This window comes from Streptomyces sp. NBC_01351 (assembly GCF_036237315.1).
In the GTDB taxonomy this organism is placed as follows: Bacteria; Actinomycetota; Actinomycetes; order Streptomycetales; family Streptomycetaceae; genus Streptomyces.
Genome location: NZ_CP108356.1, coordinates 8,068,405 through 8,088,946 on the forward strand (window position 1 = coordinate 8,068,405; position 20,542 = coordinate 8,088,946).

At 69.2% G+C, this 20,542-nt stretch carries 19 protein-coding genes, 1 tRNA gene and 2 pseudogenes; 15 read left to right on the forward strand and 7 right to left on the reverse strand.

The window, feature by feature from the left end; genetic code table 11:
- Positions 1 to 71 precede the first annotated feature (71 nt).
- The 7 genes from OG625_RS37060 to OG625_RS37090 all read left to right on the forward strand — a co-directional run bounded on the left by OG625_RS37060 (position 72) and on the right by OG625_RS37090 (position 5,530).
- Complete coding sequence (locus tag OG625_RS37060; RefSeq protein ID WP_329389750.1) at positions 72 to 2,222, forward strand: hypothetical protein; 2,151 nt, start codon at positions 72 to 74, stop codon at positions 2,220 to 2,222.
- A gap of 165 nt (positions 2,223 to 2,387) precedes the next feature.
- Positions 2,388 to 2,633, forward strand: coding sequence for an antitoxin MazE7 (locus tag OG625_RS37065; RefSeq protein WP_329389752.1), 246 nt, complete (start codon positions 2,388 to 2,390; stop codon positions 2,631 to 2,633).
- Between the two features lie 3 nt (positions 2,634 to 2,636).
- Positions 2,637 to 3,017: a toxin Doc gene (locus OG625_RS37070; protein ID WP_329389754.1), complete on the forward strand. Its 381-nt coding sequence runs from the start codon at positions 2,637 to 2,639 to the stop codon at positions 3,015 to 3,017.
- Between the two features lie 1,188 nt (positions 3,018 to 4,205).
- Positions 4,206 to 4,448, forward strand: coding sequence for a hypothetical protein (locus OG625_RS37075; RefSeq protein WP_329389755.1), 243 nt, complete (start codon positions 4,206 to 4,208; stop codon positions 4,446 to 4,448).
- A 9-nt stretch (positions 4,449 to 4,457) separates the two neighbouring features.
- Positions 4,458 to 4,691 (forward strand): hypothetical protein, encoded by a 234-nt coding sequence (locus OG625_RS37080; RefSeq protein ID WP_329389757.1) that lies wholly within the window; start codon positions 4,458 to 4,460, stop codon positions 4,689 to 4,691.
- Between the two features lie 192 nt (positions 4,692 to 4,883).
- Positions 4,884 to 5,297 (forward strand): hypothetical protein, encoded by a 414-nt coding sequence (locus OG625_RS37085; protein WP_329389759.1) that lies wholly within the window; start codon positions 4,884 to 4,886, stop codon positions 5,295 to 5,297.
- A 74-nt stretch (positions 5,298 to 5,371) separates the two neighbouring features.
- Positions 5,372 to 5,530, forward strand: a complete 159-nt coding sequence (locus OG625_RS37090) for a hypothetical protein (RefSeq protein ID WP_329389761.1) — start codon at positions 5,372 to 5,374, stop codon at positions 5,528 to 5,530.
- A gap of 54 nt (positions 5,531 to 5,584) precedes the next feature.
- On the opposite strand, the gene OG625_RS37095 is transcribed toward OG625_RS37090, so the two are convergent.
- Entirely contained in the window at positions 5,585 to 5,950 is a 366-nt protein-coding gene (locus OG625_RS37095; protein ID WP_329389763.1) for a hypothetical protein, read from the reverse strand.
- A gap of 20 nt (positions 5,951 to 5,970) precedes the next feature.
- The gene (locus tag OG625_RS37100; RefSeq protein WP_329389765.1) at positions 5,971 to 6,135 is read right to left on the reverse strand and encodes a hypothetical protein; all 165 of its coding nucleotides are present in this window, start codon (positions 6,133 to 6,135) and stop codon (positions 5,971 to 5,973) included.
- Between the two features lie 62 nt (positions 6,136 to 6,197).
- Here OG625_RS37100 and OG625_RS37105 point away from each other — a divergent pair.
- From OG625_RS37105 to OG625_RS37120, 4 genes and pseudogenes are all read left to right on the forward strand, one after another.
- Positions 6,198 to 6,271, forward strand: a tRNA-Met gene (locus OG625_RS37105).
- Positions 6,272 to 7,162: 891 nt separating this feature from the next.
- The gene (locus OG625_RS37110; protein ID WP_329389766.1) at positions 7,163 to 9,850 is read left to right on the forward strand and encodes a DEAD/DEAH box helicase; all 2,688 of its coding nucleotides are present in this window, start codon (positions 7,163 to 7,165) and stop codon (positions 9,848 to 9,850) included.
- Positions 9,847 to 10,671 (forward strand): hypothetical protein, encoded by an 825-nt coding sequence (locus OG625_RS37115; RefSeq protein ID WP_329389768.1) that lies wholly within the window; start codon positions 9,847 to 9,849, stop codon positions 10,669 to 10,671. Before OG625_RS37110 ends, OG625_RS37115 begins: the two co-directional genes overlap by 4 nt.
- 143 nt (positions 10,672 to 10,814) lie before the next feature.
- Positions 10,815 to 11,712, forward strand: a pseudogene (locus tag OG625_RS37120) (IS982 family transposase).
- A gap of 19 nt (positions 11,713 to 11,731) precedes the next feature.
- Here OG625_RS37120 and OG625_RS37125 read toward each other — a convergent pair.
- The 3 genes from OG625_RS37125 to OG625_RS37135 form a co-directional block, all read right to left on the reverse strand.
- Positions 11,732 to 12,370, reverse strand: a complete 639-nt coding sequence (locus OG625_RS37125; RefSeq protein WP_329389771.1) for a GNAT family N-acetyltransferase — start codon at positions 12,368 to 12,370, stop codon at positions 11,732 to 11,734.
- A 116-nt stretch (positions 12,371 to 12,486) separates the two neighbouring features.
- Positions 12,487 to 13,182, reverse strand: coding sequence for an SGNH/GDSL hydrolase family protein (locus tag OG625_RS37130; RefSeq protein ID WP_329389773.1), 696 nt, complete (start codon positions 13,180 to 13,182; stop codon positions 12,487 to 12,489).
- Positions 13,179 to 13,823 carry a TetR/AcrR family transcriptional regulator gene (locus OG625_RS37135; RefSeq protein ID WP_329389775.1) on the reverse strand — a complete coding sequence of 215 codons (645 nt, stop codon included), beginning with the start codon at positions 13,821 to 13,823 and terminating at the stop codon, positions 13,179 to 13,181. The genes OG625_RS37130 and OG625_RS37135 overlap by 4 nt, the downstream gene beginning before the upstream one ends.
- A 152-nt stretch (positions 13,824 to 13,975) precedes the next feature.
- Here OG625_RS37135 and OG625_RS37140 point away from each other — a divergent pair, with 152 nt between their 5' ends.
- The 3 genes and pseudogenes from OG625_RS37140 (at position 13,976) to OG625_RS37150 (ending at position 17,654) form a co-directional block, all read left to right on the forward strand.
- Positions 13,976 to 15,160 (forward strand): NAD(P)/FAD-dependent oxidoreductase, encoded by a 1,185-nt coding sequence (locus OG625_RS37140; RefSeq protein ID WP_329389777.1) that lies wholly within the window; start codon positions 13,976 to 13,978, stop codon positions 15,158 to 15,160.
- Positions 15,161 to 15,374: 214 nt separating this feature from the next.
- Entirely contained in the window at positions 15,375 to 16,466 is a 1,092-nt protein-coding gene (locus tag OG625_RS37145) for a hypothetical protein (protein WP_329389779.1), read from the forward strand.
- Positions 16,463 to 17,654, forward strand: a pseudogene (locus OG625_RS37150) (NAD(P)/FAD-dependent oxidoreductase). Before OG625_RS37145 ends, OG625_RS37150 begins: the two are co-directional and overlap by 4 nt.
- Positions 17,655 to 17,762: 108 nt before the next feature.
- Here OG625_RS37150 and OG625_RS37155 read toward each other — a convergent pair.
- On the reverse strand, positions 17,763 to 18,260 hold the full coding sequence (locus OG625_RS37155) for an SRPBCC family protein (RefSeq protein WP_329389780.1): 498 nt from the start codon (positions 18,258 to 18,260) through the stop codon (positions 17,763 to 17,765).
- 315 nt (positions 18,261 to 18,575) lie between these two features.
- On the opposite strand from OG625_RS37155, the gene OG625_RS37160 reads away from it, so the two are divergent.
- Entirely contained in the window at positions 18,576 to 19,313 is a 738-nt protein-coding gene (locus OG625_RS37160) for a VOC family protein (protein ID WP_329389782.1), read from the forward strand.
- Between the two features lie 170 nt (positions 19,314 to 19,483).
- Here the strand turns inward: OG625_RS37160 and OG625_RS37165 are convergent, their stop codons facing one another.
- Positions 19,484 to 20,446, reverse strand: a complete 963-nt coding sequence (locus tag OG625_RS37165) for an SDR family NAD(P)-dependent oxidoreductase (RefSeq protein WP_329389784.1) — start codon at positions 20,444 to 20,446, stop codon at positions 19,484 to 19,486.
- Positions 20,447 to 20,542: the final 96 nt, after the last annotated feature.

Below are 20,542 nucleotides of genomic sequence, written 5' to 3' on the forward strand. Positions count from 1 at the left end.
CCCGCGCAAACCCCCGGGGGAGCGCCGCGGGTGGCCGGGTGATGTCAGAGGTGGCCGGCACGATGCTCCGCATGGATCTCGTACACCTGCTCGATGGTCTGGATGTCCGCCACTGGTCTTCCCTCTCCCATGCGTACGGCAGCGCGGAGGACATTCCCGATCTGCTGCGCGCTCTGACCGGAGCCGACGCGGATGCGGCGGATGAGGCGTTGTCCGAGCTGTACGGGAGCGTTCTGCACCAGGGGACGGTCTACGCCGCCAGCGCGGAGGCGGTGCCGTTCCTGGCCGAGATCGCGGCAGCCGGCCACCGCACGGCAGACGTCCTGGCGCTGCTCGGCGGCATGGCAGAGAGCGAGGACGAGTACGGCGTGGCACCGGGCGCGGTCCGGGCGGCCGTGGCGGACCGGCTCCCTTTGCTACTGCCCCTGTTGGCCTCCCCGGAGCCGGAGGTCCGCCGGATCGCGGCTTGGGCGGTGTCCCACACCCGCGCGATCGCGATTGCGCTCCCCGCCCTCCGCGCGCGCTGGGAGGAGGAACCCGAACCCGCCGCACGCGCGGAGGTCCTGGCGGGCATCGCGCGGCTCGACCCGCAGGGCGGAGCGGCGGCGGCCGCCGCAGTCCTGGACCCGTCCCAGCCGGCCGAGGTGCGCATGGCCGCCGTGTTCGCCTCCCTCGACGCGGGCGCTCCGTGGACCGAGCCCATGCACACGACGATGCTGTCCCTTCTGCCGGCCGACCACCTGCGCTCCGATCTCGACCTCGAACGCGGCGAGCCGCTGGCCGCCGTCATCGAGGCACTCCTGGGCCGGGGTCGCCGCAAGGAGCGCAAGGTGGCGTTCGCACTGATCGACGCAGCCCTGCACGACGCTCGGGCCGAGGTGCGGGCCGAAGGCCTCTGGGCGGCGGACCGCGCCTGCATGCTTTCCCGCAGTGCCCCGCGGCGACTGGTGTGGAACCTGCGAGCGGCGGCCGTGGACGAGGAGTCGGTGGTCGTCATGTCGTCCCTCCTGGGCCGGCTGGGCAGCGTCGCCGCACCGGCCGCGGACATCCTCGCCCCCCTTGCCGGACGGAACCCGGACCACGACGACGACCATGCGGACCGGGCCCTGGCCGCGCTTGTACTCGTCGCGCCCGCGCAGTCGACCCCGCTCCTGGCCGCCGGCCTCGGGCGGCGCCCGCGGGCCCTCGACGCCGCCGCCGGGTTCCGCAGCCCGGAGGACTCCGCCTTCCCGTACGACGGCGAGCTCCTCGACGCGGTCCGCGCCCGCCTTGCCCGGCCCGAGGCCCTCAGCGGCAACGAACCCTGGCAGCTGACGAACCTGCTGGCGGGGTGGGGCGCCGAGGCAGCGCCGGCGTTGCCCGAGCTGTGCGCGGCACTCCCGCACTTTCCCGCCCAGGCCGCCCGAGCCATCGCTTCCGTCGCCGCCGACTGCGCCCCGGCGGACCGCGCCCGGGCCGTCACCTCGTTGCGGGCGGTGGCGGCCGAGCCGGGAGCCCTCCCCGCGGCGAAGGTCCTGCACGACCTCGACGGCGAGATCGCGCCCCTGCTGCACTGCCTCGAACAGGACCTCCGGCGGGGCGCCGGCCGGCTCAGGGACGCCGCCAGGATGGCTGGTGCGCTCGGTCCCCGGGCAGCGGCGCTTGCGCCTGCCCTCCGCGAGGCGCTCAGCGGCACGGACGGCGACACCACGCCCGCGCTGGATACGGACACGGCCCTCGCTGAGGCTCTGTGGCGTGTCACGGGGGACGCGGACGGGGTGGTTGCCGTTCTGGACTCGGTCTTCGCGCGCGCCGAACAGAACCCCTGGTCCCGGTGGTCGGTGGTGCGGGCCGCCCGCACGACGGTCCTCCTCGGCCCCGCGGGACGGCCGCTCGCCGCCCGCCTGGAAGCCGTCCTCGACGATCCGGCACAGGCGCCGGCCGCGGTGCTGGCCCTCGCGGCCGTGGCCGAACCCGCCTCGCTGGACCGTACCGCGCTCGCCGAGGCCGCCTTGCGGTCGGCCGAATCGGACGCCGATCCGACGGGCGCCTGCGACGCCCTGGAAGCACTCGGCCCCGACGCATTGACCAGCGACCACGTGCGCCGACTTGTCGCTCTCGCCGACGGCGACGCCCGGGTGATCCGCTCGGGGGTCGAAGAACGCGTCATCCGCCAGGACGAAGCCTTCCGAAACCGCGCCCGGGTACTCCTCTCCGCCTGCCCGGAACCCGCGGCACCCTGACCTGGCGGCCATGGTCGGCGGCCTCGACATCCGATCCAGGCCGCGCCCCGCACCATTCGTCTCAGACCGTGAGCGTCGTGGTTGGCCGGACGGGCCAACGGCGACGCTCAGTCACACCTCCGAAGGGGTATTCGCAAAGGTATGCATAGGTGCATACTCGAAGGCATGGCAGACACCACCGTGAAGATCGACTCCGAAACCCGAGACCGCCTCGCCGCCCTCGCGGCCGCTCACGGCAAGAGCGTCCGCGCCTACCTGGCCGAACTCGCCATCGAGGAGGAGAACCAGCTCGCCCTCGGCCGGGCCACCGCCGCCTTCCGCGAAGCCGTCCGCCGGCCCGGCATCGCCGACGCCTTCGACACCGAGTTCGGCGGACTCCCGCCGGCCGCGAGCGCGCGCCGGGCGGCCTGAGCCTTGGATCTGCACATCGACATCCGCTGGCTCCTGGACCGGCAGGAAGAACTCCTCGGCAAAGACCTGGGAGTCCTGGACTACTCGGGTCTGGTCGCCGCCGTCGCCCGCCACCGCGTGAACACCCCGGCGCTGGCCACCGACGAACCCGACGCATACTGGCGGGCCGCAGCCCTCTTGGAGCAGATCGTGCTCCTGCGCCCGCTGCCGGCCCGCAACGAATACTTCGGCTACGGCGTCGCCGTCGCCTACATCCGGGCTTCCGGCAAGACCGTGGACGACGCCTTCGAACCGTGGCGCGACCTCATCAACGACATCCGCGCCCTGCGCCTGACCGTTTACGACGTCGCCGACAGACTGCGCTCGCTGAGCCCCAGTTCCTGATCTGGATCGTTGGCCGGCAGCGCGCGGCCGGTTCGCCGGGCGCTCGGCCGCGACGATGCGTGCACCGCTGGAGAGCGATGCCGGGCCCAGCCCGCGTGGCAGCAGCCCGCACCGCGTAGCCGAGTGATCCGCCCGACGCCCGCTGGGAGTTGATCGAGCCGGTCCCTGCCGCCTGCCGCCTGGCCCTTCGAGCGCCGCTGCAGGCCCTGGACTTCTGCGCGGCCGCCCGAGTGCGACCGCGCAGAACAAACCTCTCTTCACGAGTCGTCGCTCCGGGCACAACTTCGACTGCCCCGGGGCGGCAACAGCGCGCACGGGCATTGCGATCAAACTCGTTCCGCCTCTACGGTGTTGATGTGCCTGGGGTCACGCCTGGGCGCCCGGTGTTTCATCGGTAGGGATCGGCAGTCGGCACTTCTTGCCACCGGCCCTGTGGTCGGCCTCTGCATTCACGCCGGTCCACATACCGACAACCCGGCTTGGGGGAGCGCGGTCCGACGTCCGCTGGATGGGCACTGCTCAGGCAGTGTCAAGTGGCTAACTGAATACACGGCCTGCGTCGGCAGGGCCTCACTCAACGTTCCTGTGCGGACAAGCATGGTGGTTGAGCTGAGACCTGCCATGCGTATGACCTCGGTTCGATCACCCTTATGCGGATGAGGTGTCGGACCCATGGATACGCAGGCAACAATTCTTATTCTCGCGTGGGGCGGTGTCGCTTCGGTGCTGCTCTTCGTTCTCCAGGGCTTGATCAAGCAGGTCCACGAATTCTTGATCGCCCTGCGCCCCCTCCTGCAGAGCGTGCGGAAGTGGTCCCGATCGCGTCGTCGGGCCAGGGAAGTCGTACGCCGTGGATCGCCGCCCCGCAGTCGAAGGCAGTGAGTCCGACGAGGCCGGCACCACGGCTCACCCAGCGTCAGATGGCACTCGTGACCTCGTCGAGCCCTCCCGTGATACGTGGGGTCCGCCGAGTTCAGGGCACGACAGCCATTAGGTAGGCAGGATGATCTCTCGGAGAGGATCGGCACTATCTCGCCGACTAGGACGGCCGCGGCGTGGCCTGGAGCTGCTCGCGCTCGTGGGGCGTGGCCGGCCGCCCGCGTTCAGTGGGCGGTGGCCGAGCTGCGTGTGCCGTCCCAGTGGGTCTGTCCGGATGCGTCCGGGGTCGTCCGGCCGCATCGTGGACGCATGCCGGACCTTACACAGATCGTCGTCCACCCGGTCGCCCCGTCCGGCGGCCGCCGGGTCGTCGCACACGTCCACGGCGAGGACCGGCCGCTCGGCAAGGCGTACCGCATGGAGGACGTGGTCGAGTTCCTGCAACGCGCGGGCTGGCTGGATGAGGAGTTGTGGCCGCCGATCGAGTGGCGTGGCGGCGGCGCCAACGTGTGGAGCGTGGGCCCCGCCGGTGATCGGGACGCCGGCTCGTAGGATCGCGCGGTGGCGATCGAACTTCCTGACGAACTGATCCGGCTCCAGCGCGAGGCGAACCTGGCGCGGCTGGAGGCGGCGACCCGCGAGTCCAGCGCGGAGGGGTGGAAGCCGTGGCTGGACGCCGTCAACGCGGTTCAGACTGCGGTGACCGCGTACGCGAAGGAGGCGGGTCTGTCGCGGCATGAGGTGGAGAAGGCCGTTCAGACGGCGGCCAAGACGGAGGCCCCGCCCGAGCGCTGACCGGGCGGGGCCAAGCCCGAGTAGCGCCGGCAGCCCAGCGAGCGCGGGCGCGCCACCAGTCGAGCTCGCCGACGGCGTTCAGCTCAGCGAGCAGGATTCGGTGCAGCTGGTCGAAGATGAGAAGGTCATCCGCCTGACTTCTTTGATCCACCGGAAAGAGCACCACCGATGCGAGCAGAGAGGGCACCGCCCATGGGCAGGCCGACGACGTCAACCCCTATGCCGAGGGACACGAAGCTACTCTCCATCGGACTGCATCCGAGTGCGCTGGACTACAGCCGGATGCCCGACGGTCTCGACGAGGCGGTGCTCACCGCCCGGATTGCCGCTGGGAACGCGGCGCTGCTGGAGGCAGGGTTCGATGCTGTCCTGTGCCTGGTCGACACCTCTCCGGACCGCGCCGAGACGACGGTCCGGGAGCATCTCCAGGAGCATGAGTTCGACTTGGCGATGATCGGCGGTGGCATACGTCTGCTGCCGGAGAACACCCTCTTGTTCGAGCGGCTGGTCAACGTCCTCACCGAGGCGGCGCCTGGGATCCGGTTGTGCTTCAACACGGGGCCTGAGAACACGGTCGAGGCGCTGAGGCGGTGGATCCAGACATAAGAGCTCGTAAAGGATTTTGTTGAAGTCCTTTGGTCAGCCGTGACCGGTGTGACGATTCGGCCGTTCATGATGGCGTGAGTGCTCGGTCTTGGACCGTGGACGACGTCTTGTGGGCTCTGATCGAACCGCTGCCGCCCACCCTGGCCGGAACGGTCGCCGGGGCCTCGGCCGGTTGCGGACCGTTGTGTCTGCAGGGCATCCCGTACGTCCTGCGCAATGACATCACGACCTAGTCCTGGCGCGCCGCTAATGGTGGAGTCGAGTATTGGAACTCTCGTAATGGGTGGCTAGCCGTCGAGGAATCGGTGTCTGGTGTCGGCCGGCGATGTGAATAGCCGGCCATCGCGGACCTGCCATTCGCTCGTTCCATCGACTTCATGACCGACGAAGAACAGACCTTGGACGAGGTCTCCGTCGTCGTCGGAAGCGGGGATCCGAGCGATCTCCTTGATCTGATCGACGAACCAGTCCAGGGCCGACGCACGGATGTCAGCCCCGTAGAAGACGTAGTGGGTCCAGTTGGTGTGCTGGCGTGGTGAGCCCCACCCGTTGGAGTAGTGATTGTCTTCATAGGACGAAATGACCTTGCGGACGGCGACGAGTTGTGTCTCGTCGCACTCCAGCCATCCTCTGATCGACACGTAAACGCCCATGAGCTGTCCTCCTCTTGGCTTCAATTCTGATCTGACAGCCTTCTGCTGACGTCGGCTGCGGGGGTGACCCAGTCGCCGGCGGCGGCCCGCTGCCATTTCACGACGACGGTGATGTCGATGTCCATGCCGATGCCGAGGGTGCGGGTGAGGGTCGCGGCGGGTACGTCGAGTCGCGAGCCGCCCACGGCACGGGAACCACCCGGATAATCGCTCGCGCCCGCGGGCACTGCCGTCTTACGGTGGAGGTCGCCGGGTGGAGCAGGTCGGCAGCTCGCTGGGCTCATAACCCAGAGGTCGCGGGTTCAAATCCCGCCCCGGCCACTCAAGTGACGGGCCTGTCGCGCGACATGCGCGACGGGCCCGTTGAGTACCCGATCCACGCACGTAGGTCCCATCAGTGCGGACTGACCGCCGGGCGTTCGTGGACGTCACCCCCAGGCAGACCACACGTGACTCCGAGGCACGCAAGCAAGGCTGGGTGGCCAGCGAAGCGGACCGCACCTTCCGGCTTCAACACTGGGAATACGTGACAGCGGCCAGTCCGGATTTTCCACGGACGGCCAATTGAGACGTCACGCTCCGTAGGCCATGCCTTGGCCGCACGGGTGATTCAGCCGGCTGGGGGAGGGGGGAATCGTTCCGGCGGCTGACGCCACCCCGCCTCGGTCGATGCGACGTTCAGAACATGACCAGTGTTGAACGGACGATGAAGGCGCTCTGGAGCGCCTGGTGGCAGCGATGGCCGCGCTGGGTGGCCTGGGGCAACGATGCTGTGGGCGGTGCTGTATGCAGGCTTCGGCCTGGCGTGCGCGCTGAGCGGGACCTCCTTGCTCCACCACGGCGGTGGCTCATGGGCCTCCGGGCTGGGGTGGGTGTAGCTCTTCCAGAGGGACCGTGCTGATCAAGCGGTGAGGTCGTATCGGTGCTGGTAGCGGGCTTGGTGGACGCGTTCGTATTCGCGGCGCACGTGAACTCGCGCAGAGCTGTGGTGTGTCCGCGCCGTGATCGCGGGCCGTGGCGCGGAGCCTCGTCATTCCGGCCTGTCCATGGAGCGGACACGGCTGCTGGGTAGATAGCCGGACAACCTAGGATCTTGTGAGCCGGACCACTGTGAGCAAGGTCCAGGTGGAGCCTTAGGAGTAGGAGTGGGACGTGGGTGTGGTCGCTATGCCTGGGGCGGCGGAGCAGCTGGACTGTCGCAGGCTAGCGGCGATGTTTCTGGAGGCCACTCCTCCGAGGGATAGCACCTTCGCGTTGTGGCGCCCGGACGGGCAGGACCTCGCGGTGCCGTTCGACCGCCGCCGGACATTGTCTGTGGTCGCGCTGGGGCCGAAGGGCTTCCGGGCGATCACGATCGAGACATACGAAGTGTCGGTGCAGGACATGTTGCCTGTGCTGGCCCAGGTCTGGGAGCGCCCCGGGGATTATCATCCTGGTCTGGTGAGCTGGTCGCTTGCCGCGCGGCTGGCGCTCGAGCAGATCGTGCAGCGCAATGTCGGTACCTACCAGGATACGGATGGTGTGATCAGTTGGCGGCTGGGAGCGCAGCCGAAGCTGACCGCGTCCTTCTCCCCCTACGCTCGCACCGGTCTCCTCACCGGCTCGGCCGATAGCGAGCCGCCGTCCGCGGAAGAGTTGGTGAGCTCGTTCATGGATGCCGTCGTGGACACGATGCTGACCGTGGGCATCACCGCGGGCCTGCCATCATCCCCTGATGCGGCGGTCGCGGTGGAACTCCGTATTGTGCCAGCCGAGGGGATACCCCCCAGCTCCGGGGCGGATGCTACTCCCATCCACGCTGACCTGGTGCTTCAGCTCCGTAGCCTGGCCGACCCCTCGCTGCTTCTTGACGCGGACGAACTGCTCCAGGCGAAGCCAGCACTCGCCGAGTGGTTCGGGCCTGATCCGCTGGCGGAAGCACGGGCAACCGTCGCCGATCTCAACGAACCGTGGCCGCCACTGTGTCGGCTACTAAACAGCGTGGAGGGCTACACCATCGCATTGGCGGAGGTGGAACTCAATGAGCTGCTCTCCTCAGCCGTCCGCCGCCTGCGACTGTCCGGTATCGCGGTCCACCTGCCCGCCGAGTGGGCCGCCAGCCTGACTGTGAGATTGGACGCTGACGAGGCGCGACCCAGCGCAACCACAGTGGAGCAGATCCTGCGTGACTTCCGCTGGCGGTTGGTCCTGGACGGGGTTCCGCTCACCGACGATGAGATGGATCAGCTCGCCGAGGCCCGCCGTCCACTGGTCCGGTTGCGCGAGCGCTGGATCCTGGTCGACGAGCAGTCCCTGAGCCGGGCGCGTCGCCGCGTCGCCGTCAGCCTCACACCGATGGACGCGCTCAGCGCGCTGCTCTCTGGTGAGCTGGTGGTCGACGGGGAGAGCGTGCCATGCCTTGCCGCGGGTTCGTCTCTGGACCAGCTGCGCCGGCTCGGACGACAGGACGCGGAGCTGGTTCCGCTTCCTGAGCCCGCCGGGTTGCACGCATCATTGCGCGACTACCAGCGTCGGGGGCTGGCGTGGCTGGCCGACCGCTGTGGGCTGTCCCTGGGCGCCTGCCTGGCGGATGACATGGGGCTCGGTAAGACGATCACACTGATCGCGCTTCATTTGCAGTTGCGCAGTCAGCTTGCCGACCCCGGACCAACACTCGTAGTCTGCCCGGCTGCGGTCGTGGACAACTGGGAGCGGGAGGTCCGCAGGTTCGCGCCGGCGGTTCCAGTGCGCCGATTCCACGGGCCCTCGCGCTACCTGGGCGGTCTGCGTCCGGACGAGCTCGTGGTCACGACGTACGGGCTGCTGTCCGACCGTGAGCTCGGGCGGACGAAGTGGGGTCTGGTAGCTGCGGACGAGGCCCAGAAGATAAAGAATCCTAGAGCCAAGGCGGCCACGCAGATCCGTGCGCTCGACTCGCAGGTGCGCGTAGCACTTACCGGTACTCCCGTCGAAAACCGGTTGCAGGATCTGTGGGCGATCCTGGACTGGACGACCCCAGGCTTGCTCGGTTCGCGGAGCTCGTTCCGAGAGCGGTTCGTTGATCCAATCGAATCCAGTGACGACCCTGCAGCCGCCGCAGCCGCAACGGATCGGCTGGCTCGCCTGACCGGGGCCTTCGTCCTGCGGCGCTTGAAGAGCGATCCTCGGATCGCACCCGAACTTCCCCCGAAGACCCAGACTGAGCACAGGGTCGGACTGACCCGGCGCCAAGTGACGCTGTACGAGGCGATGCGGCGCGAGGGCATGGACCGAATAATGCGGGCGGACGAACATCTGCGGCCATTCGAAGTCATGGCACTGGTCACCAAGCTCAAGCAGATCTGCAACCACCCAGCGCACTACATGGGCTCGGGCTATCCGCATGTGAATCAGTCCCGAAAGCTGGAGCTGCTGGACGAACTCCTGGAGCAGGCGATCGGCGCCGGGGAGTCGGTCCTCGTGTTCTCGCAGTACACGGCCATGCTCGATCTCATCGGCGCATATCTGCGAAGCCGGGGCATGGAATTCCTGCGCATAGACGGCAGTGTCCCGGCGCCCGAGCGCGCCAGGCGCGCGGACCGGTTCCAGGACGGCGAGGCTCCTGTATTCCTGCTGTCGCTGAAGGCGGCCGGGGTGGGCATCAACCTCACCCGGGCGACGCAGGTGATCCACTACGACCGCTGGTGGAACCCTGCGACCGAAGACCAGGCGACGGACCGTGCGCACCGAATCGGCCAGAGCCGCCCGGTGCAGGTCCACACCTTCATCACCCGCGGAACCATCGAAGAGCGGATCGCCGATCTCATCCAGAGCAAACGAGCACTGGCGAGCAGTGTGATCGCATCCGGGGAGAGCATGCTTGCCCGCTTGACCAATGCCGAGTTGGACGACCTGACACTGCTACGAGAGGACGTCGCATGACCACCGCCATTGGACGCTTCGCTCACCCTCTTGCACGCGACTGGGCCGGAGCGCTGCACGCCTGCTGCTGGGAGCCGGCACCTCAGGCCCGGGGTCTACAGCTCGTGGATGAGGGCACGGTCCGAGAGCTGCGAGTGCTCCCCGGGCACCTTGCCGCGAGTGTCGCGGAGCTCCCGGGCATCGAGTACGAGGCGAGCATATCCGTTCCGTTCCACGGCATGGCCGACCCGCAGCTGCTGCTGCACGAGGCGCTCGCACCGGTAGACCGCACCGACCCACCGTCTGAACAGATACGCCATTGGCTCGCGGATGCGAGATTGCGAGCCTGGCTCCGGCCGACGCCTGCGGATCTTATGCGCAATCACTGTAGCTGCAGCAAACGGGAGATGACGTGTCTCCATGTACTGGCGCTGATATTCGCCTTCATTGCACGCATTGATGCCGACCCGCGCGAGGGGCTTATTGTGCGTGGTATCGACGAGCGGCTGTGGCCTGACCATTTGCAGGAGCCGCCCGGACCGGTTGCATCGCTACCCAACGTATCGGTGCACCATCACGACGCTGAGCATAGCGGGGAGCCAGTGCTTTCCCAGGACGGGACCGCGGCCGAGACCACCAACGCGCCGCCCGGCGCCGGGCCCCAATCTGAGCCGACACCACTGGCAGTTACGACGTTGTCGGTGCCGCGAGCCGAAACACGGCTCCTGACCGGCACCGCGCTGGCGGCGCACGTCCCCGACGCCGAGCAGCGCCTGAATGCGGCTGCTCGGGCGGCCGAACGCCTACTGAGCGGAGAGGCGAATATGACCGAATGGCATTAGGCAGCGGAGCTCGATCGTGGGGGACGAACGCGTCCACCAAGCCCGCTACGAGCACCGATCCGACCTAACTGCTTGATCGGCACGGTCCTTCTGGAAGAGCTACACCCATCCGGGAATGCGGACAGGGCATTCAAGATCGTTCTGTGACGAATGAACTGGATGCCGTGCTGACCGCACTGTATGTGAAGATCGACGACGAGCGGGAGACAGAGCGATGGATGGGCTGTCCGCCCGCCGCAGTTGAGCGATGCCGAACTGGTCACGCTCGCGGTCGCGCAGGCGTTGCTGGGGTTCCATTCCGAGGCGCGCTGGCTGCGGTACGCGCGCACACGCCGAGCCTCGATGTTTCCGTATCTGCCGCAGCAGTCCGGGTACAACAAGCGACTCAAAGCCGCGTTGCCGCTGGTGAAGAAGGCGATACGGATGCTCGCCGTCGATACGGACTTCTGGTTCGACAACCACTGGATCGTCGACTCCACGCCGGTGCCGTGCGGGATGTCGCGGCTGACGGTAAAACGCTCCCAGATGGTCGGCTGGGCCGGGTACGGGTACTGCGCCTCCCACTCCCGGTTCTTCTGGGGCCTGCGCCTGTACATGGTCTGAACTCCCACCGGGATGCCGATCCTGTGGGCCCTGGCCAATCCGAAGATGGACGAGCGCGAGGTGCTGCAGGCCATGCTCGACATCGACGCGGGCCTGGTCGCAGAGCGGCCTGGACTGCTGCTGATCTCCGACAAGGGCTTCGCGTCCAAGGAGTTCGAGAACGACCTCACGGTGCGCGGCATCACGCTGCTGCGGCCCTCGTTCAAGCGGGAGAAGAAACGTTCGGGCGAGGGACTGCTCAAATCGGTGCGGCAGCTGATCGAGTCCGTGAACGACACCCTCAAGGGCCAGTTGGACCTCGAACAGCACGGCGGGCGCACTCCCGAGGGCGTCGCCGTCCGCGTCGCCCAGCGCATCCTCGCCATGGCCGCGGCCATCTGGCGCAACCACAAGACCGGAGCACCCACCATGCGCTCCCTCATCGCATTCGATCACTGAACACATCGGACTTATTCGTCTAGGCGATGAGCAGCGCCTCGGCGCCGACTGGCCGGTATCCCGCGGCCTGGAAGGCGCGGATGCTGCGGGCGTTCCCGGCGGCTTGCTGGGACCAGACCGGTTCTCCGCCGGGTACGAGATGGCGGGCGGCAGTGGCCAGTGCTCGGCCCAGGCCGCGGTGGCGTATCTCCTCATCCACCTCGATCGCCGCCTCCCAGCGGCCCGCGACGCCCCGACCGAGGACGAGCACTCCGCCGGCGGTGGCCCACACGCGCACGCCGTCACGGCGCTTGCGCGCCCTCACCACCCGTGGATGGTCCGGATCGGCGATTTCCTTGAGGTCCAGCGGCGGCTCGCCCGGCAGTGGGGTGGCAACCGTGAGCAGGTCGATCGTGTCGTTCGACCTGCCTGTACGACCCAGGAACGCTGCCAGGAAGCGCGGGTTCATGGTGGCGGCCAAGTCGTCGCAGTCCAGGGAAGCCAGTGTTGCCCGAACCCACTCCGGGTCCTCGTCGGTGAACACCACGGAGTGTGCGGTAAACGCAATCACCCCTGCGTCGCGATGGCTTGGTTGCGGCACCACTGTTGTGCGTCCGTCCGGTGGGGGGAACCGCCCCTGTGTCGCAGCTTCCAGAATCTCCGCGAGCGTCTGGTCCATGTCCCGGTCGTCCTCCTCGGTTATCGCTCGGTCCGTTCGTGATCAGACGGTCACGCTCATGGAAGGCAGGGCTCCACGTAGGCCGGGCTCGTGAAAATGATGTTGCGCCGCGGCGATCACAGGGGTAGTCGGTCCGCGACGGCTTGGGCCCAACGGCGGTAGCCGATGGCGGCGGGGTGGAAGCCGTCGCGGGCGAAGAACTCGGGGTCGGCCGGGATGTCGTCGGAGCGGACCCACGTCGCCTGCGGGCGCTCGGCGCATATCAGGCGGGAGACTTCGTCGAGGGCGCCGGCGCGCCGCGTGAGGTGGCGGGCCAGCGTGTCGGGGAGCGACGGGAAGGCGCTGAAGGGCGGGATGCCCGCGACCGCGACGCGTTCGGCGCGCTTGCAGAGGTCGTCCACGATGGCGGTGAGGTCGGCGCCCCAATCGGCCGGTGAGCGCCTCGCGAGCACGTCATTGACGCCGGCGAGGAGGACGGCGACGTGCAGGCCGTCCCCGAGCTCCGGTACGACGCGGTGGCGGATGCGCCGGGCGGTCGCGCCGTACCGCCCGACCGTTTCCCACTCGACGAACGCGCCTGTCCGGGCGGCGAGTTCGCGAGCGAACGCGCCGGGAAAGCCCTCGTCGTGGGTTTCCGCGCCGTAGCTCACCGCGGTGGACTCGCCGACTATGGCCACGCGGAGAGGATTGCGGTTCTCGGCTCCGGCGCACCCCGTGGCCGCGCCTCCGGGCGCGGGCAAGGGCTCGGCCCGGGCGCGCACCCACAGCGCTTGGGCCGCAACGACCGGAAGCGTCAGGAGGGGGAGGTTCATCGCGCCGCCTTCTTGTCCGACCCGGACGGCGAAACGGAGGCGGCGGACGGCGCGGAGGCCGCGGATGCCGCGTCCATCGTCTCGTCGGGCGCCGGCACGGCAGAGCTCCCCTCCGCGCGGAGCACCTCGATGGCCCCCTGGCTGCCCGCGGTCAGATCTGCGCCCACCGCCTGCAGCACCATGACCAGCGAGCCGGTCCCGAGGAACTGCGCCAAGGCGTCCGCTCCTGCCCCGGTGACCTGGTCGACTTCCTCCAGGACGCCGGCGAGGAACGTGCGACACCGCGCCGCGATCGCTTCGTCGCCTCGTGCCGCGGCGCACGACTGGATCCACAACCCGCTGATGACGCCGTCGGCGATGAGGTCGCGGAAGCCGGCGCCCATCGCCTCGAACGGCTGCTCCGGAGCGGCCGCCGCCGACTGCCGGAAGACCTCGCGAACGCGAACCTCCATCTCGTCCATACAGGCGAGGAAGAAGGCGCGCTTGCTCCCGAACAGCCGGAACACGTACGGCTGTGACACGCCGATCTCGTCCGCGATCCGCTGTACCGCCGCCGTCGTCAACCCGTGGTCGGCGAACACCCGCATGCCGGCCTCAACGGCCTCGATACGTCGCTGTGTTGCCGTGCTGCGCGTTCCCATGGCGACATCTTGACAGAAGTAACCACTTACTTACAACATCACGGATGATCACTCGGCCACGCCCGCGGAGTGATCCGGCTCAGGCCTGCCCTGTCACAGCAGCCGACGACGCGGTGTCTTGAGGCCGAACCCCGAAGAACGAAGGAGAGACCATGACCGAGAACATCGATGTCGTCGTGATCGGCGGCGGGTACGCCGGTGTCATGGCGGCCAACCGCCTGACGCAGCGCGACGACGTGACCGTGACCCTGATCAACCCGCGCCCGGTCTTCGTCCCGCGCCTGCGCCTGCATCAGCTGGTGGGCGGATCTCACGACGCGGTTGTCGACTACAGAGAGATCCTCGCCGACGGCATCCGGCTGGTCGTCGACAACGTGACCCGGATCGACGCGGCAGGGCGCGGGATCGAGCTGGCGAGCGGCGGCACGGTCGGCTACGACCACCTGGTCTATGCGGCGGGCAGCGTCGGCGCCGAACCGCGCGTGCCCGGGGCGGCCGAATTCGCCCACCCAATCGCGACCCTGGAGGCCGCTCAGCGGCTCCGGTCGGTCCTCGACGCCGCGCCCGCGACGGCCGAGGTGACGGTCGTCGGAGGCGGCCCGACCGGCATCGAGACCGCCGCCGAACTGGGGGAGCAGGGCCGCCGTGTGACCCTGCTCTGCGGAGGCGTACTCGGCCCCTACCTGCACCCCCGGGCCCGGCGCACGGCTGCCAAGCGCCTCGCCCGGCTCGGGGTGACCGTGCTCGACGGCCCCGACACGAAGGCCACGGCGGTGACGCAACACGCCGTGCACCTCGCCGACGGCCGCGAGCTGCCGAGCGAGGTCACCATCTGGACCGTCGGATTCGGCGTGCCCGACCTGGCCGCGCGTAGCGGGCTGAGCACCGACTCGGCCGGTCGCCTGCTCACGGACGAGACGCTGACAAGCGTCGACGACGAGCGAATCGTCGCCGCCGGCGACTCGGCCGCACCGTCGGACCTGCCGTTCCGGATGAGTGCCTACGCGGCGGGCTGCCTGGGCGCACACGCCGCCGACACGGTGCTCAACCGCATCGCGGGCAAGCGCCCCGCACCCATCGACCTGTCGTTCCCCGCCATGTGCATCAGCCTGGGGCGCCACGCCGCCGTCTTCCAGCTCGCGGGCAAGGACGACACCGCGAAGAGGCTCTACGTCAGCGGCAGCGCGGGCGCGAAGCTCAAGGAGATTTCCTGCCGGTTCAGCGTCAAGCACCTCATGAAGGAGGCGAGCAAGCCCGGTTCGCACACCTGGCCCAAGGGCGACCACCGTCGGCAGCTGCTGCAGGCGAAGCCCGGCACAGCGTCGACCACCGCGTAGCGGGCGGCCTGACCAGAGTTCGAACAGGGGGACCGAGGCCGACCGCGTCGAGGACGCCCACATCACCGGCCGCTACTTCGTCCGCGACCCCGAGAGGCCGACACACGGTCACCTCCGAAACCCCGTTCACCCTGCGATGAACACGCCGGATGCCCACCGGCTCAGCCCCCCCACCACCACCAAAAGACGTGAACACTCCACCCGAGGAAGAGGCATGGACACTCCAGCCCCACGCGCAGCCGACATACAGCCGTCGTCCTGGCCGAAGGTGGCCAGGGCAGTCGTCCTGCTCACGGCACTCGTCAGTGTGCTGCTCACCGCCTTCGCCTGGCCGTCGGTGCGGTCGTACGTTCACGATGTGCCGATCGCCGTCGCCGGGCCGCCCGCCGCGGCCCGGCAGGTCAGCGCCACGCTGGGCCGGCGTCTGCCGGACGGCTTCGCGATCACCGAGGTCGCCGACACCGCGGCCGCCGAACGGTTGATACGCGACCGGGAGGTGTACGGGGCGATCGACGTCAGCTCCGGCACCCCGCAGGTCATCACTGCTTCGGCCGCCGGCGCGGCGGTCGCCCAGACCCTGCAGAGCGTCGCGGCGGGGCTCGGCCAGGCGCAGCCGCAGGGCGCCGGCACGACGTCCCCCGTCCGTGACCTCGTCGCCCTGCCGGCCGACGACCCGCGCGGCGTCGGCCTGGCCGCCGGAGCCCTGCCCCTGGTCATGGGCGGTCTGCTCGCAGCGCTGGTACTGACCAGACTCGTTCGCGGCGCTGCACGCCGGGTCACGGGAGCGCTCGCCTTCGCGATCACCGGCGGCCTGGCCCTGGCGGCGATCCTGCAGTTCTGGCTCGGCTCGCTGGGCGGCTCCTACTTCGCCAACTCCGGCGCCATCGCCCTGACCATCGCGGCAATCGCCCTGAGCATCCTCGGGCTGGAGGCACTGCTGGGGTACGCGGGCTTCGGTCTCGGCGGCGCCGCCATGATGCTCATCGGCAATCCCCTGTCAGGCACCTCGACCGCCCCCGAGATGCTGCCCGGCTGGTCCGGTGCGCTCGGCCAGTTGCTGCCGCCAGGGGCGGGTGGTCAGTTGCTGCGCTCCACGGCGTTCTTCGACGGCCACGGCGCCGCCGACTCCGTCCTCGTCCTGGCGACCTGGCTCGTACTCGGTGGGGCGCTGTGTCTCGCCGGCGGCCTGCGCGCCCGCCGCGGCGCCACCCTCACGCCCGCCGCCTCGTCATCGTCATCGTCACTCCAGCTTCCCCTGCCTCGTATCACCGACCGCTCGAGCACAGCCGACAGGAGCACCTCATGAAGCACCGCATCGTCGTCCTCGGCGCCGGCTATGCCGGGGCGTACGTGGCCGGGACGCTGGCCCGCCGACTGTCCCCGGCGGACACCGAGGTCACCGTGGTCAACGCCGAGCCGGACTTCGTCCAGCGGCTGATGCTGCACCAGCTCGCGGTCGGCCAGGAGATCGAGGCTCCGCAGCTCGCCGACGTCTTCGCGGGCACGGGGGTACGGCTGCGCGTGGCCCGTGTCACCGCCGTCGACCCCGAGCGCCAGGTCGTCGCCGTGGCCGACACCGACGGTGGCGGCGAGCTCGGCTACGACACGCTCCTCTACGCGCTCGGCAGCCACGGTGACACTCGCGGCGTTCCCGGTTGTCGCCGAGCACGCCTTCGACGTCGCCGCCCGGCCCTCCGCGCTGCGCCTGCGCGAGCGCCTGGACAGCCTGCGGGAGGGCGGGAGTGTGGTGGTCGTCGGCGACGGGTTGACCGGCATCGAGACCGCCACCGAGATCGCTGAATCCCGGCCCGGCCTGTCGGTGGCGCTGGTCGCCCGCGGCGAGTTGGGCGCCCGGCTCTCCGCCGGAGCCCGCAGCCACTTGCGCGAGGCCTGCGACCGGCTGGGCATCACCGTCCTGGAGCACGCCGAGGTCGAAGCCGTCGAAGCGGCGCGGGTGCTGTGCGCCGACGGTGCCGCGCCGGCGTCCGACGCGACCGTGTGGACGGCCGGGTTCACCGTCGCCCCCATCGCCGCCGCGGGCGGGTTGGAGGTCACCGAGCACGGTCGGATCGTCGTCGATCGCACCATGCGGTCGGTCTCGCACCCGAACGTCTACGCCGTCGGCGACAGCGCCCATGCCATCGGCGACAACGGCCGGCCGATGCCGATGTCCTGCGCTTCGGCCGGTTACACCGGACGCCAGGCCACGGAGGCGATCGTGGGACGCCTGACCGGCCGCAAGATCGGACACGTCAAGCTGGGGTACCCGGGCAACCACATCAGCCTCGGGAGGCAGGACGGGATCCTGCAGATGGTCGACAACGAAGCGCGGGCAAAGCCGAAGTACATGGGCGGCCGGAAGGCCGCACGGATCAAGGCGGGCATCCTCAAGATCTCGCTGTGGGCCACCGTGCACCCGACCTTCCACATGCCCAAGCGCAAGCACCGCCTGGCCGCCGCGCCGGATGCGTCCGCCGAGAAGGCGGTCTCGTAGCCATCCTGGGGTGATCCGCGCAGACGGCACCGCCGCTGATCGCTTCGACCCCAGTCGGTGCGAGGCCGGCCGGAACCGGCTGGCCTCGCCGGCGTACCGGCCGCCGGCTCACCGGGTGGGGTGCGGATGCTCCGCCGCCTCCTTGACGTTCCCCAGCGTCGTGAGGATGGCCTCGCGCTGCTTCTTGGGGAGGTTCAGCACCATGTACATCGCCTTCAACGGCAGTGCGCCCTTGGCGGGCTCCTCCACCCGCATGTGGTGGGAGAGGCGGGTGCCGCCGTCCTCGGGCTCCAGGTGGTAGTCCCAGTACGCGCGGCCACCGGCCCCGCGGTTCTCCTCCTTCATCGGAGGGAACGAGACCCACGCGAAGTCGTGCCCCCGGTCGATCGCCGTCACCTCCGACGGCGCATCGAACCTCGACGGCCCGAACTTCTCGTGCGCCATCCAGCGAGTCCCGACTTCCAGCGGACCGTCGAATTCGATCTCCTTGGTGATGCTCTTCGGTCCGGCGAACTCCGTGTGCCGCCGTACGTCCGTCACGACCGCCCACACCTCGTCCGGCGAGGCATCCACGTGCACACTCTCCGTGATCTCCGACAGCGTCATCACGCACCTCCAGTGGGAGCGCCCCACCTACGAGCATGCGCGCCCCGGCAGACCACGCCAAGTCGTCCCCAGGAGGCCAGGTCGCAGGCCGGGACTGGTCCGTCGCCTGGCCGGACGGCGGCTGCGGCATGAGCAGCTGCCCGGCCGCGGGCGTGGTCACGATTGTTCCCCTGGACGAGATTCCGGGCCGGCGCCAAGGTGGGGTCTGCGCTGCTTTCACGCAGCTGACCAGTGGGATCCGGTTCCGGCTTCGTCCAGCCCTCGTCACCCGAGCCGCCGTGACCTTGGCCGGCGGCAGCTTCTAGGATCCGAGACATGGCAACGAGACTCGTGCAGATCAATATGAAGGCCCAGGACGACTCCGTGCTCGGACGGTTCTGGGCAGAGGCACTCGGTTGGGGTGTCGACAGTGAGGGACCCGGCGTGACCAACCTCGAACCCCTGGGCTTCGTCTACCCCGACCCCGTGGCCGTCTGCATCGACATCATCGCCCGCCCGGAACCCAAAACGGTGAAGAACCGGGTGCACCTTGATCTGGCCACCACCTCGACCGCCCAGCAGGCGGAGTTGGTCGCGCGCCTGAAGGGTCTCGGCGCGACGCTCGCCGATGTGGGTCAGGGCGATGTCCCCTGGACGGTGATGGCCGACCCGGAGGGCAATGAGTTCTGCGTCCTGGAGCCCCGTCCGATCTACCGGGACACCGGGCCGATCGCCGCCGTGGTGGTCGACTGCACCGACCCACGGGGGATGGCCCGGTTCTGGGGCGAGGCGATGGACTGGACGCTGCACGAGGTCACCGACGACCACGCGACCATGCGTTCCGCCAAGGACGTGGGCCCCTACCTGGAGTTCGTCCGCACCCCCGACACGAAGAGCGTGTGGAACCGGGTCCACCTCGACGTCTGTCCCTACCCCGGTGACGACTTGGCAGTAGAGGAAGCCCGACTGCGCGCTCTGGGCGCCACCGACCCCGGTATCGACCAGTCCGCAATCTCCTGGACGGTTCTGGCCGATCCGGAAGGCAACGAGTTCTGCCTCCTCAGCCCTCGCTGACCTCGAGCAACGGCTAGGGCCGCTTTCGGGTCAGCGGTCCGATGCATGGCCTGTGAGCAGTGCCGGGGCCGCACAGCGCGGGGTCTCCGCCATCTGGGTGGAGACCCCGCGCTGTCGTGTCGTCGAGGCCATTCCGATGATTCCGCGCTCCTCCGGGGAAGGCCCCAGCCTCACGTACGGCTCGGCTGGATCAGCTTCCGGCCCGCGGTGCTTCCGCCGTCCACGGTGATCGACGCACCCGTCATGTAGGGGAAGTCGTCGGACGCGAGCCCGAGCACCGCCCGCGCGATCTCCTCGGCTTCGGCCATCCGTTCGAGACCGTCGACGTTGAGCGGTCCCCACGCCTGCTTGTACTTCGCCCAGTCCGCGTCCGGGATTCCCGGCGGGCGGACGAAGGGGGTGTCGGTGGTGCCGGGCAGCAGGGCGTTGAGCCTGATTCCCTTGGGTCCGTACGCGAGGGCTGCGGACTTCACTATGCCCTGCACCGCCCGCTTGCTCGCGGTGTACGCGGCGCTGTTCGGCCGCGCTTGTTCGGCCGCTGATGACGAGGTGCAGATGATGACGCCGCGCTGCGCCTTGAGCATGTGCGGAATCTCGTACTTGATCGCGAGGAACACTCCCCGGGCGTTGGTGGCCTGGACGTCGTCCCACTCCTCGACGCTCATCTCATGGGGCAGTTTGCCGCCGCCGATGCCGGCGTTGTTGAAGGCGACGTCGATGCCGCCGTAACGGCTCGCGACTCGGTCCACGAAGCCGCGAACCTGGGCGTCCACGCGGACATCGGCCTCGATGTACGTGGCTTCGCCGCCCGCGTCCCGGATCTCGCGTTCCACCTGGCGCCCCAACTCGGCTCGTCTGCCACAGAATCCGACATGGGCGCCCTCAAGGGCGAACGCCTTCGCCGCCGCCCTGCCTATGCCGGATGTGCCACCCGTGATGAGCACGGACTTTCCCTGGAAGCGGCCGGCCTTGGTACGGGACCTCGACTGGGCGCCGGTCGCGTGGGCGGTGGTGCCGAAGGCCACGCTCCCCAGCCCCAGAGCGGCCGCACCACCGAGGAGGGACCGTCGCCCCATGGCTGTGGACTCTGCGTCCGCGTTGGCACTCGTGGCCGTATGCGCATTGGTATCCATGCCCCTCACCCTCGCCGCCCGACCCGGGTTCCCGACTCCCTCCACGGGCCGGACATCGTGGCCGGTGGGAGGAGGTGGCCTCCTCCCATGGCAGGA

What these genes read in the sequence shown, in the direction of transcription:
- OG625_RS37075 (WP_329389755.1), top strand. Translation starts at nt 4,206, where the DNA reads ATGCCGGACCTTACACAGATCGTCGTCCACCCGGTCGCCCCGTCCGGC.
- OG625_RS37115 (WP_329389768.1), top strand. Translation starts at nt 9,847, where the DNA reads ATGACCACCGCCATTGGACGCTTCGCTCACCCTCTTGCACGCGACTGG.
- OG625_RS37065 (WP_329389752.1), top strand. Translation starts at nt 2,388, where the DNA reads ATGGCAGACACCACCGTGAAGATCGACTCCGAAACCCGAGACCGCCTC.
- OG625_RS37130 (WP_329389773.1), bottom strand. Translation starts at nt 13,182, where the DNA reads ATGAACCTCCCCCTCCTGACGCTTCCGGTCGTTGCGGCCCAAGCGCTG.
- OG625_RS37095 (WP_329389763.1), bottom strand. Translation starts at nt 5,950, where the DNA reads ATGGGCGTTTACGTGTCGATCAGAGGATGGCTGGAGTGCGACGAGACA.
- OG625_RS37125 (WP_329389771.1), bottom strand. Translation starts at nt 12,370, where the DNA reads ATGGACCAGACGCTCGCGGAGATTCTGGAAGCTGCGACACAGGGGCGG.
- OG625_RS37085 (WP_329389759.1), top strand. Translation starts at nt 4,884, where the DNA reads ATGGGCAGGCCGACGACGTCAACCCCTATGCCGAGGGACACGAAGCTA.
- OG625_RS37110 (WP_329389766.1), top strand. Translation starts at nt 7,163, where the DNA reads ATGTTTCTGGAGGCCACTCCTCCGAGGGATAGCACCTTCGCGTTGTGG.
- OG625_RS37060 (WP_329389750.1), top strand. Translation starts at nt 72, where the DNA reads ATGGATCTCGTACACCTGCTCGATGGTCTGGATGTCCGCCACTGGTCT.
- OG625_RS37140 (WP_329389777.1), top strand. Translation starts at nt 13,976, where the DNA reads ATGACCGAGAACATCGATGTCGTCGTGATCGGCGGCGGGTACGCCGGT.
- OG625_RS37155 (WP_329389780.1), bottom strand. Translation starts at nt 18,260, where the DNA reads ATGACGCTGTCGGAGATCACGGAGAGTGTGCACGTGGATGCCTCGCCG.
- OG625_RS37135 (WP_329389775.1), bottom strand. Translation starts at nt 13,823, where the DNA reads ATGGGAACGCGCAGCACGGCAACACAGCGACGTATCGAGGCCGTTGAG.
- OG625_RS37160 (WP_329389782.1), top strand. Translation starts at nt 18,576, where the DNA reads ATGGCAACGAGACTCGTGCAGATCAATATGAAGGCCCAGGACGACTCC.
- OG625_RS37145 (WP_329389779.1), top strand. Translation starts at nt 15,375, where the DNA reads ATGGACACTCCAGCCCCACGCGCAGCCGACATACAGCCGTCGTCCTGG.
- OG625_RS37165 (WP_329389784.1), bottom strand. Translation starts at nt 20,446, where the DNA reads ATGGATACCAATGCGCATACGGCCACGAGTGCCAACGCGGACGCAGAG.